The following is an 18,545-nucleotide window of genomic DNA, read 5'->3' on the forward strand; positions in this document are numbered from 1 at the left end:
AACATGGATTTTCTTACTAAAAATAAATTCCTTTATACGGCTTGTTTGACGGCTCTCTTTCTTGGCGCAGTTTCCTGCAAAGAGCAATTGAATGTTGGTAATCCCAATGCTCCGACTTACACGGCCAATGTCAATACAGAAACCGGCCTTTTAAATTTCGCTCAGGGCGCTGTATACATCAATGGTTTTGGTAATGCACCTTCACCTAATGGTACTGTTGATACCTGGTTAGGGGATAGCTACTTTTCGTTGCCCTGGGGGTATAGCGCCCTTATGGCAGATTTGGTAGGTGCTGATGCCTCGAACAACCAGGTCACGACCATCGGTCAACCGGATTATATCATTCTGGATGATGGTACTAAATTGACCAATCCCTCTCCACAAATTGGTATTATCCGGTCATTCAATAGCCGGGGTGCAACCGGCGCTGGTAACAACCCGCTGTTTTACCAGTGGGCAAATATGTATGCCCTGAACAACGGCTGCAACCAGATACTAGCCTTGACTGACGGGATAAAGTTCTCGGGTGATGCCGCTTCCCGATCAAACACGATTAAAGCATGGGCTTATTGGTGGAAAGGATATGCGTATGCGTCTATTGGCTCCATGTATTACTCGGGTCTGATTAACGATAAAGAAGGTACAACCAACAGCAATTATGTACTGCACGACGCTATTATTAACCAGTCGAATACCTACTTTAATATGGCCACTACTGCGTTGGGTGCAATTACTAATGTGGCTGATTACCAAGCTGTTTTGGGTGCATTGATCCCGGCTGCCAGTCAGGTTGGTCATGGCGGTGTGCTCACGGTAGATATGTGGAAGCGGAATATTAACACCATGCTGGCCCGTAATATTTTGGTCAATAAACTGGCTCCCTTTGTGAATGGTAACCCTAGTGCTACCATCGCCAAATCGTCGACAACAGCTATGACAACGGCAGACTGGACCACTGTGTTGAACCTGGTTACCAATGGTATTCAGAAGACAGATCTCGTATTTACTGGCAGAAGTACAGCTAGCAACTCTTTTTTCTCACCTACCGGGGGAACGGTTGCTTCGCTAGCTACAGGTTCAAATACTAGCACGACTTTCAGAATTAGTGAACGGTTGATCCAGAACTTTAACGCGGGCGATAAGCGACTAACCAACAATTTTAGCACGGTCAGTACTTATAAGAACAATTATATCTATACAACCAGGTATAGTCTGGTTGATGGGGGACTCGGAGCCGCTGGTGTGTACGTTATGGGAAGCCGAACAGCAAGTGCCTATGAACTGTTTATTGCGGGTAGTTATGAGGAAAACGCATTAATGCTGGCCGAAGCTAATATGCGTCTGGGTAATACAGAAGCGGGTTTGGCTTTTGTAGATGCGGTAAGAACATATCAAGGTGCCGGGGTTGCTGCCGTTACAGGAACCGCATTGTCCTTATCGGGTGCCCTTAATGAACTGACGCGCGAAAGAAGAGTATCGCTGTTTAGCCGAGGATTGTCTTATTATGACAGTCGACGATGGGGCTGGATTTATGACATAGCTAATGGTGGAGGAGCCTATAATCAAACGGTGGTAACGACAGCTGGTGTGGTGAATACCAAGGTTACTATTAACTATAACTTCCTGGATTATTGGGATGTACCCGCCGATGAATCGGTGTTGAATCCATCCGCCGGTGTTGCTACTAAGAACCCCAATTTTTAGTTTTTCTAACAGGAAAGTACAGGACAGACTGTTCAGACGATAGTTTGTTCTGTGTCTTTTCTCCTGAACGTCACACAGCGTTCTGTTGCTCAGAATAAAATTTCTCCGAACAAACTGGTGTATAAAACCCAGCGTTTAGATACCAGTAGAAGCGAGTGATTTCGAAAAATAACGTACTAGTTTAATTGCCGACAAAAAATCCCAGCTTTCAGGAGCTGGGATTTTTGTATCTATACTTTATACAACGTAATTAACCAAACAAGCTTTGTTTATATTAGAATTGTTCAAAATGCAGTATTTTTACAATTATTAGGAAGTTCCGTTTCTTAACTAGAATTTAACATTTATTTTAGCAGTTCAACGAATAAAAATTTACTCTATGAGAAGTTTTCTACTGTTTATAGCTGTGCTTTTGTGCGCTATGACAACAAACTCAGCCTTAGCGCAGGAGCGACGGGTGACGGGGAAAGTTACCTCCGCCGAAGATGGTACCCCATTACCAGGGGTATCTATCGTCGCTAAAGGAACAAGCAAAGGCACTCAAACTGATGCCAATGGAGACTACTCTCTGGAGGTACCCGCCAACATTGGTACGCTGGTTTATAGTTTTGTGGGCGTCTCTACTCAGGAAACAGCCATTGGCAATCGTTCGGTGGTTAACGTGACGTTGAGTAATGACAGCCGTTCGCTCGATGAGGTAATTGTAACAGGATACGGTGCTCAGTCGAAGCGCAACCTGACTGGTAATATTGCCAAAGTAAATGCCCGCGATATTGAAAACATTCCCGTACCGAGTGTAGAGCAGGCACTACAGGGCAAAGTCGCCGGGGTGCAGATTACCTCTCTAAACGGTAAAGTCGGGCAGGGATTACAAATCCGGGTGCGCGGTTCGTCGTCGCTGACGGCTAGCAGCCAGCCGCTATATGTTATCGATGGCATTCCAATGACATCATCCGATCAGTCATCGACAACGGCACCAACTAACCCCATTGCCGACCTGAACCCTAACGATATTGAGTCGCTGGAGATTTTGAAAGATGCGTCGTCGGCGGCCATCTACGGGGCGCGGGCATCGAACGGAGTTGTGCTGATTACGACCAAGAAAGGGCGGGCGGCAAAAACAACCTTCGAAGCGTCAGCGCAGATGGGAGCCAGTAATCCCACGCACTTACGCCAATGGCTTAATACCCAGCAATATGTAGAGTTGTACCAGGAAGCGCGGAATAACTCAGCCGCTTTAGGCATTCCCGTTTATACAGCTGCTTCGTTAGCCGCTCGCTTTACGCGCTATGCCGCTGGTGACGCCACCGGTTGGCAGGGAGCAACCCCCAAATACAATACAGACTGGCAGAAGGAAGCGTTTCAGAATGCACCTTCTCAACAGTATGATCTCAGTGCGCGTGGTGGCGATGCAAAGACCCGCTTCTTCATTTCGGGACAGTATTTTGATCAGAGCGGGATTATTATCAAGAACCGTTTTCGCCGGTTGAGCGGTCGGATCAATTTAGACCACACTGCAACGGACAAGCTGACACTGGGTGTGAACATGAATATTTCGCACTCGATCAACGACCGTGTATCAGACGACAACGCATTCTCGACACCGTTGCAGATTGTAGCCCTGCCACCTATGACACCAATCATTGATCCTCGAACGAGTCAACTGAGTGGCGACTATACGTTGTATTACAACCCGCTGCTCAACCGCGATTTTGCTGCGCTGCAAGCCCGTGTATACCGAGTCATTGGTAACGTATATGCTGATTATAAACTCATGCCTGGTTTGTCTTTCCGTACCGAATTTGGCACGGATTTACTCAGCCAGCAGGAAGAAGCATATTACGGTAGCGAAACACAACGGAACACAGGTGCACCGAATGGTTTAGGGTCGAACAGCTTTCGGCAGATAGCCAATTACACGACTAACAACTATTTCTCGTTTGGTCGGACGATTGCCGAGAAACATGATATTGATGCTACGCTGGGTATGTCCTATCAGGAGTCGCGGCTTAATTTCAATTCTGTAACGGGCCAGCAATTTCCGAGCAGCGCTTATAAACAAATCACGGCTGCGGCTAAAATTACGGCTGGCGATGGTCAGGAAAGCCGCTTTAGCTTCCTGTCATACTTCGCCCGTGTAAACTACCGCTTCAACAATCGCTATTTGCTGGGTGCGTCGGGTCGTATTGACGGATCGTCGCGCTTTGGTGCAAATGATAGATATGGTTTCTTTCCAGCCGTGTCTGCTGGCTGGATTCTTACCGAAGAATCATTCCTGAAAAACGTTCGTGCGTTGAGTCTGCTGAAACTACGTGCCAGCTATGGCTTGACCGGGAATGCCGAAATTGGAAACTTTAGTTCGTTGGCATTATATGCAGCAACTAACAATGTTGGTACTTCAGCAGGCTACGCTGGTGTTCCTGGTCAGGCTCCTTCACAGATTCCAAACGCAGATTTGACTTGGGAAAAAACGCTTCAAACTGACATTGGGCTGGAGTTTGGTTTCTTAAACAATCGCTTTTCTGGAGAAATTGACTACTACCAGAAAAATACGAGCGGTTTGCTGCTGAATGTCAACGTACCAGGTTCGTCGGGTTTTCGGACGCAGTTACGCAATGTGGGCAAGCTGCAAAATCAAGGATTTGAGTTTGTTTTTAATTCAAATAACCTAACTGGTGCCTTTAAATGGACTACATCGCTGAACATTGCCTACAATAAAAATAAGGTAACGGATCTGGGTGGTACCACTATTACCGGAAGTTTCCTGAACCGGGCGCAGGAAGGCCAGCCACTAGGCGTATTTGTTGGGCCGGAGTATGCGGGTGTTGACGTCCAAAACGGTGATGCCTTGTATTACAAGAATGCCAAAAACGCCGATGGTAGTCTCGATCGGACAACGACCAACGACTATAACAGTGCCGCTTATGTGCCACTGGGAAGTCCATCGCCTAAGTTCATTGGTGGCATTACTAATACATTCAGCTTTAAAGGTATTGACCTGAGTGTATTATTTAATGGTCAGTTTGGTAACTACATCTACAATGGTGGTGGCAAGTTCCAGTCGGCCAACGGCGATTACTTCGATAACCAATCTATTGACCAGCTGAATCGCTGGAAAAAGCCGGGTGATGTAACAAATGTGCCACAGGCTCGCTTGTTGGGTGGAAATGGCACAGGTGAATCATCGCGTTACCTGCAAAAAGGGGATTACGTTCGCTTACGGACGGTTACGCTGGGTTACACATTGCCAAAAGCGCTACTCAGCCGTATCCACCTGAACCGGGTTAGAATTTATGCGACGGGCCAAAACCTGCTGACCTTTACGAAATATACAGGATGGGACCCGGAAGTTAACTCGGATGCTTACACGGCTAATCCGGTTAACCTTGGTATTGATTTCTACTCAGCTCCACAGCCGCGCACAATTATCGGTGGGCTACAAATTGGTTTCTAAGCGACGACAAACACTCTTATGAAAACGAAAAAATCAATCATACTGGCGTCGGCGATGTCGGTTGGCTTATGGCTAACCTCGTGCAATAGCCAATTGGATATTAAGCCTGTCAACTCGGTCGCTACCAGCCAGGCGCTAACTACTGCTGCCGACCTGAACGCTTTGTTGGTAGGGGCTTATGATGGACTGAGCAGCGTTAATCTCTACGGGGGCAGCTTAATTCGTGACGGTGAACTGTTTGCTACGGTTCCAACCGATGGTGATGTGCTCTGGACAGGAACATTTACGGGTCCTCAGCAGATTTATACCAAAAACATACTGGTCAATAATGACCAAGCCGATGTTACCTGGACCAATGCCTACCGCACGATCAATATTTGCAACACCGTACTGGCTAATCTGAAATTGGCTGCTACAGCTGATCAGGCCCGGATGGAAGGAGAAGCGAAGTTCATTCGTGGTTCATTGTATTTTGAACTGGTACGGTTCTATGCCAAAACCTGGGGTGATGGCGACCCGAATGCCAACCTGGGTGTGCCAATTGTAACAACACCAACAGTTGTTCTTGACGCCAACTCCAATATTCCACGTAGTACGGTAGCCGCTGTTTATACGCAGGTACTTACGGACCTGACCGATGCCGAAGCGAAACTCCCGGCATCGAATAGCTTCTTTGCTACAAAAGGAGCCGCTGGTGCGCAACTTTCACGGGTGTATTTGCAAAAAGCCGACTACCCAAATGCCGCTAATGCCGCTAATCGTGTCATTGCAAGTGCTGCTTATCAGTTAGTTACCATTGAAAATGTTTTTGATCTGCGTGAATTTCAGAATGGTGCCAATACAGCCGAAACGATTTTTGCTGTTCAAATGACGGACCAGGATGGTATCAATGACCTGAACACCTTTTACGGCTCAACCGAAGAAGGGGGCCGGGGCGACATTGAGATTACGGAAAATTTCCTCAACCAGTTTGCTGCTGATGACATACGGGCGCAGTTGTTTTATCAGGATGGCGTTGGGGCTATCCGAACGCTTAAATTCGTGAATCAATATGGCAATATTCAGGTGCTGCGGCTGGGTGAAATGTACCTGACCCGCGCCGAAGCTAACTTCCGGGCCGGTACGTCGGTAGGAGTGGCTCCCCTGGTCGACATTAACTTGATTCGCGCCCGTGCCGGTACAACGGCACTGACGGCGGTTCAGCTAACGCTGGCAAACATTCTGAAAGAGCGTCGGCTTGAGCTGGCTTTTGAAGGGACATATATTCACGATCTGAAACGCACGAAATCAAATGTTGGGACTTTACCTTATAACAGTCCCAAACTGATTTTTCCCATTCCACTACGGGAAATAACAACCAACCCGGCGTTAGTGCAGAACCCAGGGTATTAATCTAACAGACACAAACATAGACCGGACGTAGCTGTCCGGTCTATGTTTTTTATAGACAATATACAATTGCTATGAGTGTACTACCACAGGTGATTCAGCCATAACCATAAACCTTTCTTCGTCTGTGTCGCTTCAGAATATAGCCCTTGGCGTAACGGGTCTGCTATTATTTAGTTTATACGCGCCTTCGCAGCCAACGCCCGATTTAGCACTCACTCAGTCAATACCGGCCTATACATCCTGGATAGTCGGCGATACTGCCGATGTTAGCCCGCAACCACAAGGTGGCGTGTTGCTGGCGGGAGGAAGTACGGATGTCGATGCGGCTATGCGGTGGTTTCTGCACCGGTCGGGTGGGGGTGATGTGCTTATCCTCCGAGCGTCGGGTAAGGATGGTTACAATGAGTATCTGTACCAAAAACTGGGCGAAACGGTTAATTCGGTTGAAACAATCCTGCTCGATAACCGTGAACTGTCGAATAATGCCGCTATTATCAGGAAAGTACGCACGGCTGAAGCCATCTTTTTAGCCGGGGGCGATCAGGGTAATTATGTGAATTTCTGGCAGGGAACACCCGTAGCCGATGCACTGAACGAGCGTATTCGGCAGGGAGCCGTACTGGGAGGAACGAGCGCAGGCTGCGGCATTCTGGGACAGGTATATTTTACGGCCAAAGAAGGAACTATCACGTCAGCCGAAGCGCTGGCAAACCCATATGATAAACGGGTAGATCTTCGTCGGAACGATTTTTTGATGCAACCACTATTAGCCAATACCATTACCGATATGCATTACAGTGCCCGCGAACGGCAGGGCCGGCATCTGGTATTTATGGCTCGTGCTGTTACTGATTGGGGCCAGCAATCACGTGGCATTGGTGTAGACGAAAAAACGGCTGTTGGCGTGACACCCGACGGCAACGTGCAGGTATTCGGTCAGGGCAACGCTTATCTCCTGCAAGCGACCGGTACTAAACCCGAAATTTGCCAGCCCAATCAACCCTTAACGTGGAAAGGCAACAGGAAGGGTGTACAAGTAACAACTATAGCCGGATCGGTTGCGGGTAATCCCGGTTTTAATCTGTTAACGTTTAAATCGCTGGCGAAGACCATGCCCGACTATTGGTATATTGAGAATGGAGTGAGAAAGTAAAATCAGTTTCTGCCGCAATTTATTAAACCCTAAACTACCGGGCATGGTCAAACGTTTATACAATAAATCCCTTGTTTATAACGACCATGAACCGCCGATTACTTGCCTGTCTGTTCTTTCTGCTAGTTGCCCCCGGTCTACGTGCGCAGGTACAGTTTACGACTGAAAGTCCCCGCGTAGATGACGTTAACGACGACGACGTGACTATCCAGCGCGTTGAATTGACGGCTCAGTATACTGTAATTTACATGAAGTTTCAGGCCCGCAGACAAGGTTCCCAAGGACGGTCGTGGCCGTTTTCGATTCCAATGCCAAATGGGGGTCAGGGTGGACAAGTAGAATCGACAAATAACATCGGTTTTCAGCCGACATCACGTTTATACGTGAATCAGGGGGAGCGTTCGTATAAATTTATTCGTGCTGAGAACATTCCTCTGGAAGTACGCAGGCAGGTTAGCCCCGGCGAACGTGTCGATTTTGTGGCGTATTTTGAGCGTATCGATCCCGGCTATACAACGTTCGATTTGTTTGAATGTAAAGACGGTAGAGGTTTTATTTGCTTCAATTTCTGGGGTGTGCACATTGTAAATCCGGTTCGTAAAGATAGCTACTCCCAACGGACTCCGAGAGCCAGACCACAACCACCCGTCCAGTCAAAACCGCAGCAGCCACGTTATACACCCCGAACAAAGCCGGGTGTCGGTGAATCGGATACACCGGCTGAATCTACATTGCCACCAGAGCCGGCGACGCCTGTACCCACTCAGCCTAAAGGACTACCCGCACCCGTTACTGTAGCGATTAATGGCATCACGCGCGACGCTAAAACAAAACAGCCGATTGTGGCAACGGTTACGTACCGGTTATTATCTGGTGCCGAAGCGTCGGGCAATGATCCAGCCGATTCGGTGCAGAGTAATAATCCGACAGGGAAATATAAAATAGCTATTGACCGACGGGGCGTTTATGCCGTGACGGCTACGGCGAAAGGGTATTTTAGTCAGAGCGATACATTAGCCACGAATCGTGTTGACGTTGTTCGCGATTTTGATCTTGCGCCGATTGAAGCCGGAGCAAAAATTACCCTGAAGAATATTTATTTCAACATGTCGAAGTATGACCTTAAATCGGAATCATTTCCCGAGTTGGATCGGTTGGTGACGGTAATGAAGTCGAATCCAACCATGCAAATTCGACTCGAAGGACATACGGACACCGTTGGTGAGTTCGATGCAAATGTTGAATTGTCACGCAATCGAGTTAATGAGGTGAAACGCTATCTTGTTGAAAAAGGTATCAGCGCCAGCCGGGTTGAAACCGTTGGGTATGGCCCATCAAGGCCCATCAACACCAATAAAAGCCTCAAGGAGCGTCCCGAAAACCGACGCGTTGAGATGGTTATTGTAAAGGTTTAGAAAACAGTTTAACTGCTTTTTTTGTCATGTGAGAGCTGGTCTAGTATCAGGTTTGAGAACTTGAAAACAGAACGTTTCTCACACGACAAAAAAATGAAACCCAACTTCGACCTTACTACTGTTCTTGCCCATACTGAGGAGGCCATTCGGCCATACCCCAAAGCGGCTATGTTTGATCTGTTTGAACGGGGCTACAATTCATTATTTGAGCAGCTGATTTCGTGCATCGTATCGATCCGAACGCTCGATGAAACGACAATTCCTGTGTCACTTCGGTTGTTTGAACAGGCCCGAACGCCCGAACAACTTCTTGCACTCGACATTCCAACACTAACCCAATTGCTGTACGGCACGACCTACCCCGATCAAAAGGCGTATACGATGCGGGGCATTGCCGAGCGAATTATAAATGAATTCAATGGACAACTACCCGCCGATTTCGATACCCTGATTTCGCTAAAAGGCGTTGGCCCGAAGTGTGCAAACCTGGCGCTGGGTGTGGCAACGGGACAATCGGCTATCAGTGTCGATGTTCATGTTCATCGGGTAGTAAATCGCTGGGGATATGTGCACACCAAGCAACCCGAACAAACGCTGAAGGTACTGGAAGCGCAGGTGCCCCGTGAACAGTGGGTAAGCATCAACCGCTTGCTTATGCCTTTCGGAAAGCATATTTGTACCGGTGTATTGCCACATTGTTCAACCTGCCCCGTGCTGCCTTGGTGCGAACAGGTCGGGGTAGAACGTCACCGGTAAGTAATCATACAGAATTTAATTGGGTCTATATAGTATGACCCCATCGGGGTCATATTACGACAATAACTAATGCTTCTAATTATCTTCGGTCAACGCTTGTTTCAGATTAGCCAGCGTATCGCGGCAGGACTTGTCAATTTGTCCATATAAGTCAGCTTGATTTGTAGCAATCTGCTCGATCAACTTTTCGTTTTTGGCCGTGCTATCAGGAACTTGTCTCATCTCCTCAACGGTTGAACTGACGGCTCGAACGGGTTGCGTAAGCCCAGCTTCCTCAACCATCAAATCAGTTATAGTCGCCCGGTAACGCCCAAACTTCGTTTCAACCGTCAGTGTATAGCGTACGGATTTTTTGTCGATCTGATAGAAGGTTCTGACAAACAGGATGTTATGTTCCTGGTCATACTGCTGTTCGGCTTCGTTCGTTGCCGAGTAATAGTGGTTAGCCCATACCCGCGTCTGTTCCATAATCTGCCGGGCTGGCCGTTTCGCATCCGGTACGCGCACAAGTTCCTGATACTGAACCTGACCGGCGTCATTGGTTGGCAACTGAACTTGCGCCAACGAAGTGACGGAAAAAAATAGCGAGAAAATAAACAGATATTTCATGTTGGATAAGCTTCTGACTTGAGAATTAGCTTTTGAAAACCTCCTATCGAAAGCTGACACGAAGATATAACCTATCAGTGATTCGATAAAGTAAGTTTCTGAAATTAGAAGTCCACCACTAAAAGCATTCAGGGCTGGAACACTGTGCGTATCCACTCAAGATATACACAACATTCCAGCCCTGAATACAAGTAAAGTATATAGGCTTAGGCTAGTAACCCTCTTTGACTACATCGGTGGGGTCCGCCATTTTAGCAGAGTTGGCACTATCGATGGTTACGTTTGGGGTCGTTATTATCTGGTTTTTTTTGGCACAAATTAGTAAGCTTTTAGTCGATTTTCCCCAAATTAAGCACACGATCCTGCTGTATATGCGCGAGTTCGCAGAGAGTAAAAGAAAAAAAGACAAAGCCGATGGGTGATCAGATTAGTGTTCAGCCCTTTGTGCTTTATTCCTTATTTTCCCGCGTCCAGACAATAAAATCTGTTTCGGGCGCTTCTTCGAGCATTGGCCGAATGAGCTGTACCATCTGGCCACGGTGATAGGCCGCATGATGGCTTAGATGCGTTAGTATGTTAAGTAGTGAACTTTGGTACACGATGCCTTTAGTGTTGATATACTCGGCCAACTGAAGCATGTCGGACTCGCTGAGACCCAACAAATGACTGACTAATTGCCGGTGCTGTCGTTCGGCGGTTTCGCCCATCCAGCTTACCGGAATGTCTTCCCAAATAGTTACAAACGTTGAAGCATGAATAATACGCCCGAACCATACATGCTGAGCCGATAAAATGTGGCCCATGAGCGCAATAGCCCGCGCTGGCGGATTATTGATATTTTCGATTGCATCAATTAATCGTCGATTTGCCCAGAGTTCATAGTCCAGTAACTTAATCAGATAGTCTTTCATTTCAGTCCACGTTTTGTTGCCTGATACAATGCTTCGACGATGTTGGTGCGGGTATTTAGATTCCCAAGTTTAGGGTTATTTCGGGTAGGATAAACGCGATTGCATAAAAATATATACGTCAGGTTATAGGCTGGATCGGGCTCAACCCACACAAATGTACCCGTATAGCCCGAATGCCCGTAACTGGCTTTGGTTGCCGATTTTGGCGCATTACCGTTGTAGGTAAACGCGGGTTTGTCGAAACCCAGCCCGCGCCGGTTACCTAGCTCCGGAAATTGGTACCGTGTAAACTCGGCGATTGTTTTAGCCGAAATATACTGCTGTCCGCCATAACTTCCTTTTTGACGATACATCTCATAGACCTTCATTAAGTCATTGGCTGAACCGAATAGGCCCGCATGACCTGACAGACCATTGAGCATGGCCGCTCCTTCGTCATGCACGCGCCCCCAAATAAGTGTCTTGCGAAACAGCGAATCGTACTCCGTTGGTGGAATACGGTTGAGCGAATAAAACCGGCGTGGTAAAAAGGTAAGTGTAGAAGCACCAAGCGGTTTATAAAAGGTCGTTTTGAGGTAGTCCTCAAAATCTTCTCCCGTCAATCGTTTCACAATTTGAGGATACAGGATAAACGATAAATCGGAGTAAACGTATTCTTTCTTCGCGTTCAGGGGTGAATCTCTGATTTGCTGAAAGATGGTTTTCGGGTATTTGGTAAATTCGTACAGGCTGTCGGTTACCTCAATTGAATAGCGTCCGGAACGTTCTGCTTTGAAGGTTTTGGGCTTCCAGGAGCCATCCGTATTTTTGGTGTCTACCCAAAATGGAATGAAGGCTTTCAGGCGGGCCTGATGAGTCAGCACATCACGCCAGAGCAAGTTGGCCTTGTTCGATTTCTTGAAATTGGGTAGGTAATCGGCCATTTTCCCGTTCAGGTTAAACTTCCCCTCATCCACCAAACGCATCAGGGCGGGGGTTGAGGTGCTCACCTTCGTCACCGATGCCATATCGTATAGGTCGTCCAGTTGTACGGTTCTGGGTTCGGCACCAAGCGAGGCATCGTAGGTGTGGGTCCCATAGGCTTTGCTGAAAATTACTTTGCCATCTTTGGCCATCTGCACGACACAACCCGGAAATGCCCGTTGTGTCAGGGCTACGTTCACCAGCGAATCGACTTGCTGAGTCAGGTATCGACTGTCAATGCCCACTTCTTCTGGAATGGTATATTTGAGTCGGCCAATGGGCTGAATGGATAGGCCGTCGCCCGCCCGGAAACGTTGATTGACCGTTACAGGTAGTTTGCCCGATGCACCGATAGCGCCAAAAATCAATTGTGCCGACAGTTCCTCGGTATAAGTAGTTAGCTGATAAGGCATTATGATAGCACGGGCCTTTTCGATGTTGCGGCTGGGTTGGGCGGTATCCATCGGAAACGTCAGTTTATCCAGCGCATAAACATTGCCAAACACTGTTATGACAGCCTTTCCCGTAGACACTAACTCACCCACTAATTCGGCGGTTTTGGCTTGTAAACCATATTTTGCTGCTGGACGGATGCTGTTCAGGTGGACATCAACCAGAATTAGGTTGTATGTTTTGAGCGAGTCGCGTATCTGCGCCAGCGTAGAATCGGGTGTTCGGGAGGTTATATTGAAGTGGTCAACTTGCGTATAGTTGGCCGCCATTTGCTGAAAAGCAGTAATTTTATCGCTTTCGACCGCAACCGATGCAATCCGCAGTGTGTCAAGCCGTTGCAATGGTAATAAATTTCGGTCTGGTGCAACCTGTTCATTTTTTAGAACGGTCAGGCTCGCTTCGGTAAGTTTGCGGTTGAGCAGGTCGTCCTGAACAGGGTTAAGATCACTGACAAGATTATCCAGCACGATGGGCTTATTCTGGTCAAGGCCAACCCACGCTTTGGCCCGCAGTACTTTCAGGCAGCGGGCATCCAGAGACGCTTGTGAGATACGTCCATCAGATACGGCCTGTTTGATTTGAGCCAGCGCAGCCGGAACATCCTCCGTAAATTCCAGCACATCCATTCCCGCTTCAATCCCCAGTTCATCCGCCTTTCCAGATGGAAAATATTTTGTTACGCCCTTCATATTCATGGCATCTGAAAAGACCAGGCCCTGAAATCCCAATTCATTCTTGAGCAGATTCGTAACAATAGCAGGTGAGAGCGTTGACGGGCGGTTTCTAGTGGTATCGAGGGATGGAATGCTTAAATGGGCAATCATTACGCCCGCTGCTCCGGCGTTGATGAGCTGCCGGAATGGATATAATTCAAGCGAGTCAAGTTGAGCGCGGCTTTTGCTGATTAGTGGTAGGTCGTAGTGCGAATCGGTGCCGGTATCGCCATGACCCGGGAAGTGTTTTAGGCTGGTTAACAAGTAATTATCCTGCATGCCACGCATATACGCGAGTGCTTTTCGTGTAACCGCGTACTTATCTTCGCCAAACGACCGAAAATTAATGACGGGATTATTGGGGTTGCTGTTGACATCGACCGACGGGGCAAAGTTGACATGAACACCCAAGCGCCGGGATTGCTTTGCCAAATTGACTCCCATCTGATAAATTAACGAATCGGAACCCGCGCCCTGCATGGCACCGAGTGTCATCTGATACGGGTAACGAACTGTGCTGTCGAGCCGCATCGCCAGGCCCCATTCGGCATCCATGGCTATGAGCAGCGGCACTGCCGAACTTCCTTGCAGGCGGTTGGTGAGCCGGGCCTGCCGAACGGGTCCACCCTGAAACATCACAACTCCGCCGAGTTTATTAGTCTGTACCAGCGTCAGAAGTGAGTCTTCGTAGCTTGGTTTGCGGTTCGAGTAACCGGCCACCATAATCAACTGGGCAATACGGTCGTCGGTTGTCATGTTGGTGAACACCGAATCGACCCAGCAATTTTGCCGTACGTTGAGTTTTAGAAACGTTGGTGACGTTGATTGCGCGAACGCGGTAAAGGATAATAGAAAGCTGAGTAAACTAAATAAAGCAGACCGGCAGAAGGGCATGAGCAAGTGAATTGGGTCGTGAGGAGCCAAAAATACAAAAAAGTGTCCTCGCTATTTCATTAAATGAGAATGGCGAGGACACATAACAGCAAACAAAAATCAATTACTTACGATACCGACTTGGGTGTTCTGCACCAACGCCGAAGCCGTAGCCGAGTGTTAGAGTAATCGTTGAGTTGTTGATATTGGCGTTGTTATCAACCGTAATATCACTCAGTCCATAGCGGTAGCGAGCATCAATCAGGAAGCGCTGCCGATCACCCAACCCTTTAAAGTTGAGTTGAAAACCTGCGATTAAACCCAAGTCCAGCGGCCGAAAGGCATCGCTATTGTTAATAGTTGGATAGGCAACGCCACTTGTTACTAAGTTCGTCTGTTTCGCATTTAGCTTTATTCCCAGCGATGGCCCAAAAAATAAGTTAGGCCGGAAATTGCCCTTCAACGTCAGGAAATAACGAAGTGCTACCGGAATCTCCAGGTAGTTGACACGTTGTTTGAAAGAGGTAGTTCCATCCGAATACTTACCGCCCATCTGCGAGTAAAGAAGGTCGCCCGATATACCGAAGTGGTTTAGGGAGCTATACATTAAAAAAGCTCCTGCTGTTACGCCTGGCCGCATCGTATACCCTTTGGCGTCCATACCAAATGTGGATAAATTTAAGCCAACACGTGGTCCGGCACTGAAGCGTTGTTGGGCAAAACTGCTTGATAAACAGCTACTAAGAACGATAAGTGAAAAGAGGGTAGAGCGTAATAAATGTGTGCGAAACATAAACAATTAAATAAGGTGGTATGTCCGGTTAACGCTCGACGTTTTGCAAATGTTTTATTGTGTCAGAATAATATGTAGGATTTTGCTGGAAACCAGCTGGGAAATTTCAATGAAAAACGGTGGCGATGCCATAGTTGATCAGGTATTTGGTTGTTGGAAAGGCGGTCAGGCTCGTTACGACATTTGCCGGTTTCTGCTTGGGTTTAGCCGGTTGTTTAGGTGCGAAGAAGATAAAATAAATCGCCATTGCCAGCATAAATAGAATAGCCGCCGTAGTGGTCGCAATCCAGAGTGGCCAGAGCCGTTTCTGATTCGCCGACGCATGGATTCGCTCATGCAACGCGTCACGAAGGTCGGCTAGTTGCTCAGTTGTTGGGCGAACCGATGTATCGGTTGCTTTTTGCTGCATAGCCTCCAAACCCGCCAGGGCATCGGCGTAGAAGGGGTTCTCGAGTAAAAGCCGCTCTACGCGATACCGCGCCGACTCGCTCAATTGTCCCGACTGGTAAGCCCGCAACTCATCGAAAGTTAGTTGGTCAATCATAATAGTGGCGCGTGCGGTTATCCGTTAGGTGGAGCCGCCCGCAATAGACTAAAATACGAGCGATCCCGCCCGTTACTTATTCATACAAATTTTCAAATTTCGACGCCCATTTTGCAAATAACTTTTCACCTTTTTCAACTCGTAGCCAGTTAGGTCAGCTACTTCGGTGTATGTTTTTCGCTCCAGATAAAAAAGCGTCAGGCATGTTTGCTGTTCAGTTGGCAATGTTTGCAGACAGGCTTCCATGAACGTTAGGTCTTCTTCCAGGTCCATGTCGTCTGTATCATCTGCCGGAAGCCGCATAAGTAACTCCTCATCCATGTCAGTGCCTGTTACTAAAGTGGCTTTAGGGTGGGCCTGATTTTTTCGGAGCTGCATTAAACAGTAGTTGCGAGCCACACTGTGTAGCCAGGGTCCAAACTGCTGCACCTCATGCCGACGCAGATCGGTTACCAACTGTTCAAACAAATTCATTACGGCATCTTTGGCCTCATCTTCATCGCGCAGGTAATTGAAGCAAACGGCATAGACTAAGTCCATGTGTTGCTCGTAAAGTTCGCCCAATACAGTCAAATCACCCGTAGCGCGGTAGGTCGCAAGGTAGTCTGCCGGATCGCTACGAGATTGGCCGGTACTGGATTTAGGCTTACGAAACAGTTTTAGAAACATACACGAACTGACTGCTTACTCATAAAGATGCATGGGCGGGCTAAATTCCATACTTGTTTCGGTGCTGACTACAAATTAGCCGTAACAGAAAAGAATACATTGCCAGATTACTTCCTCAATAACTTGCCTGTCTCATAACCTATTGCCGCTGCCAGTCGTTACCAACATAACACGAACTCATCGAAATTATGAAACGATTCCTGTTTGTCAGTAGTATGCTGAGTGTGGTTCTAAGCCTGAACGTGTTTGCCCAAAGTGGTCAGGCACCAACCATGCAGCAATCGACCTCAACGACGGATACACGCCAGGCTAATCCGGCTCAGCCAAAAATGAAGTCTATCAATCGCCGGCAACGGTCGAAAATGGAAGCTGGTATGGATTCGACTTTGCCTAAAAATCGCAAACAACGGCGACTGAGACCTGACTCGTTGCGCCGGGGTGGTGCTACGCGAGTAGACAGCGTCCGGCGGTAATTCATTTTGTATAATCCTGATGACAAAACTAACTAACACCATTATGATTAAAGTACTGCTTGGTGCCTTACTGATTACCACTGCATCTCTGGCTCAGACGGCACCTAAAACGGCAAAAACAGGATCAACCAAGCCAACGGCTAGTTCGATGGCATCTAGCGCCAAGACGACTAAGCCAATGCGGCCATTACCACAGCCGTCGCTGAAGGAAAAACTTGAAAGTGGCGATGATGCTATTCCCTCCTATAAAAAGGAAAAGGATGCTGGTGTGCATAAGGGCGTCAATAGATATACACCAAGACGGACGGCATCAGGTGCCCGTAAAGATACATTGATTGATCGGAGGAAGCCGTAAGTGACCGTATAGATCAATGAAAAGGGTATTAATGCCCTGTAGTCCGGACGCAATATGCACCGACTACAGGGTTTTATTTTGCTTTGCGTTCAGCCTTTCGCTTGGCCCGTTTCTGCTGACGCTCGGCTTTGCGCTCGGCTCGCTTTTCCTTACGTTCCGTTTTTCGTTCGGCACGTTTGGCTTTGAAGTCATCTTTGACGCTTTTGAGTGCATCCTTCAGCGTAATGTTATTATCAAACTCACCTTTGAAGGCTTCGATGTACGCATTGCGTAACACGCCAAAAATAGTTGGCCAGGTAAATGTTTTGATGTTATCTATGGTCCCATTCAGCGGGATGCGGGTTGCTACCTGATCGTGTTTCTGGTTCTTGAGTATGGCAGTGCCAGCCTGAGCCAGCAGTTCTGTAAAGAAACGGCCTACAGTTCGCCCTTTGTGTTCATCAAGCTTAAAAATTTGCATGCCCTTGGTGAGGGGCTTGAGGTAGCCATTTAGCTTGCTATCGAGCATCGCCATTTCACTATAGACGCTCACCGTTCCCCGTTCAAAATCAAGATTGGCATATTGGCGGGCAAGCGGATTGAGTTTCACCAATTGCAGATCGCTAAACCGAAGGTTATAGTCGAAATCCGGCGTTTCTTTCAGCAGGTTCATATTGGCCGAGAAATTCATTGTGCCACCATAACCCGGAACATCGCCAGAGGCCACAACAGGCGAGGGAAGCTTTTTATTCCCGTCCTCAACATTACGAATATTGCGAATTTCCCCCTGAAACTTCTGTATGGATAAGTCAGCGCGGGGCTGTGTGATCAAACTTGTCAGATTGACTTTGCCATTAATAACGGCGAAGCGGTTGATGCTGATAGGCAACATCTTTCTCAGGTAGGTGGTCCAGTCTACATCTGCCCCGGTTTGACTACTGGCTTCATTGTCGCTAAAAGCAAAGTTAATTTCGGGCTCGTAGCATTCTACCTCGCTCACCAATTTGCCCTTGAACAATGATTTCCACTCAACTGACAAGTCAGTTTTGGGAATATATATAAACGGCTCTTTAATTTTACCGTGGATTTTTCGAATGCGCAGGTCGTCTAGTTGATATGCCCCCCGAATGAGCTGGATGTCAATATCTTCAACATGGCCGGTATAAGCACCCATGTCGGCAAGGGTCTTATTAACATAGCGTAGCACAAAATAGGGTAACAGCAACCGGGCGATTATCAGCAGAACGACAAGGGCCAATAAGATTTTTGTTGTGCGTTTCAAAACGTTGAATGGCTTGGTCTAACGTTTTGATAAACCCGGAAGTTGATAAATGGT

15 protein-coding genes are annotated in these 18,545 nt (G+C 47.7%); 8 read left to right on the forward strand and 7 right to left on the reverse strand.

Annotated elements, in window-relative coordinates:
• Positions 1 to 3: 3 nt before the first annotated feature.
• From ACFS25_RS03485 to ACFS25_RS03510, 6 genes are all read left to right on the forward strand, one after another.
• Complete coding sequence (locus ACFS25_RS03485) at positions 4 to 1,704, forward strand: RagB/SusD family nutrient uptake outer membrane protein (RefSeq protein WP_381497012.1); 1,701 nt, start codon at positions 4 to 6, stop codon at positions 1,702 to 1,704.
• Between the two features lie 379 nt (positions 1,705 to 2,083).
• Positions 2,084 to 5,158 carry a SusC/RagA family TonB-linked outer membrane protein gene (locus ACFS25_RS03490; protein ID WP_381497013.1) on the forward strand — a complete coding sequence of 1,025 codons (3,075 nt, stop codon included), beginning with the start codon at positions 2,084 to 2,086 and terminating at the stop codon, positions 5,156 to 5,158.
• An 18-nt stretch (positions 5,159 to 5,176) separates the two neighbouring features.
• Positions 5,177 to 6,550, forward strand: a complete 1,374-nt coding sequence (locus tag ACFS25_RS03495) for a RagB/SusD family nutrient uptake outer membrane protein (protein ID WP_381497014.1) — start codon at positions 5,177 to 5,179, stop codon at positions 6,548 to 6,550.
• A gap of 124 nt (positions 6,551 to 6,674) precedes the next feature.
• Complete coding sequence (locus tag ACFS25_RS03500; RefSeq protein ID WP_381497015.1) at positions 6,675 to 7,703, forward strand: cyanophycinase; 1,029 nt, start codon at positions 6,675 to 6,677, stop codon at positions 7,701 to 7,703.
• Between the two features lie 86 nt (positions 7,704 to 7,789).
• The gene (locus ACFS25_RS03505) at positions 7,790 to 9,118 is read left to right on the forward strand and encodes an OmpA family protein (protein ID WP_381497016.1); all 1,329 of its coding nucleotides are present in this window, start codon (positions 7,790 to 7,792) and stop codon (positions 9,116 to 9,118) included.
• A gap of 93 nt (positions 9,119 to 9,211) precedes the next feature.
• Entirely contained in the window at positions 9,212 to 9,874 is a 663-nt protein-coding gene (locus ACFS25_RS03510) for an endonuclease III domain-containing protein (RefSeq protein WP_381497017.1), read from the forward strand.
• Positions 9,875 to 9,949: 75 nt separating this feature from the next.
• On the opposite strand, the gene ACFS25_RS03515 is transcribed toward ACFS25_RS03510, so the two are convergent.
• From ACFS25_RS03515 to ACFS25_RS03540, 6 genes are all read right to left on the reverse strand, one after another.
• On the reverse strand, positions 9,950 to 10,483 hold the full coding sequence (locus tag ACFS25_RS03515; protein WP_381497018.1) for a hypothetical protein: 534 nt from the start codon (positions 10,481 to 10,483) through the stop codon (positions 9,950 to 9,952).
• Between the two features lie 449 nt (positions 10,484 to 10,932).
• Entirely contained in the window at positions 10,933 to 11,394 is a 462-nt protein-coding gene (locus ACFS25_RS03520) for a DinB family protein (protein ID WP_381497019.1), read from the reverse strand.
• Positions 11,391 to 14,417, reverse strand: a complete 3,027-nt coding sequence (locus ACFS25_RS03525; protein ID WP_381497412.1) for a glycoside hydrolase family 3 N-terminal domain-containing protein — start codon at positions 14,415 to 14,417, stop codon at positions 11,391 to 11,393. Before ACFS25_RS03525 ends, ACFS25_RS03520 begins: the two co-directional genes overlap by 4 nt.
• A gap of 103 nt (positions 14,418 to 14,520) precedes the next feature.
• Positions 14,521 to 15,189 carry a porin family protein gene (locus ACFS25_RS03530; protein WP_381497020.1) on the reverse strand — a complete coding sequence of 223 codons (669 nt, stop codon included), beginning with the start codon at positions 15,187 to 15,189 and terminating at the stop codon, positions 14,521 to 14,523.
• Positions 15,190 to 15,295: 106 nt separating this feature from the next.
• Positions 15,296 to 15,733 carry a hypothetical protein gene (locus tag ACFS25_RS03535; RefSeq protein WP_381497021.1) on the reverse strand — a complete coding sequence of 146 codons (438 nt, stop codon included), beginning with the start codon at positions 15,731 to 15,733 and terminating at the stop codon, positions 15,296 to 15,298.
• Between the two features lie 72 nt (positions 15,734 to 15,805).
• Positions 15,806 to 16,402: an RNA polymerase sigma factor gene (locus ACFS25_RS03540; protein ID WP_381497022.1), complete on the reverse strand. Its 597-nt coding sequence runs from the start codon at positions 16,400 to 16,402 to the stop codon at positions 15,806 to 15,808.
• Positions 16,403 to 16,590: 188 nt separating this feature from the next.
• Here ACFS25_RS03540 and ACFS25_RS03545 point away from each other — a divergent pair, with 188 nt between their 5' ends.
• Both ACFS25_RS03545 and ACFS25_RS03550 read left to right on the forward strand, forming a co-directional pair.
• On the forward strand, positions 16,591 to 16,875 hold the full coding sequence (locus tag ACFS25_RS03545; protein ID WP_381497023.1) for a hypothetical protein: 285 nt from the start codon (positions 16,591 to 16,593) through the stop codon (positions 16,873 to 16,875).
• 19 nt (positions 16,876 to 16,894) lie between these two features.
• Positions 16,895 to 17,230, forward strand: coding sequence for a hypothetical protein (locus tag ACFS25_RS03550; RefSeq protein WP_381497024.1), 336 nt, complete (start codon positions 16,895 to 16,897; stop codon positions 17,228 to 17,230).
• Positions 17,231 to 17,303: 73 nt separating this feature from the next.
• Here ACFS25_RS03550 and ACFS25_RS03555 read toward each other — a convergent pair whose 3' ends face one another.
• Entirely contained in the window at positions 17,304 to 18,491 is a 1,188-nt protein-coding gene (locus ACFS25_RS03555; protein WP_381497025.1) for a DUF748 domain-containing protein, read from the reverse strand.
• Between the last annotated feature and the right edge of the window lie 54 nt (positions 18,492 to 18,545).

It is taken from the genome of Spirosoma flavum (assembly GCF_042686045.1).
In the GTDB taxonomy this organism is placed as follows: domain Bacteria; phylum Bacteroidota; class Bacteroidia; order Cytophagales; family Spirosomataceae; genus Spirosoma; species Spirosoma flavum.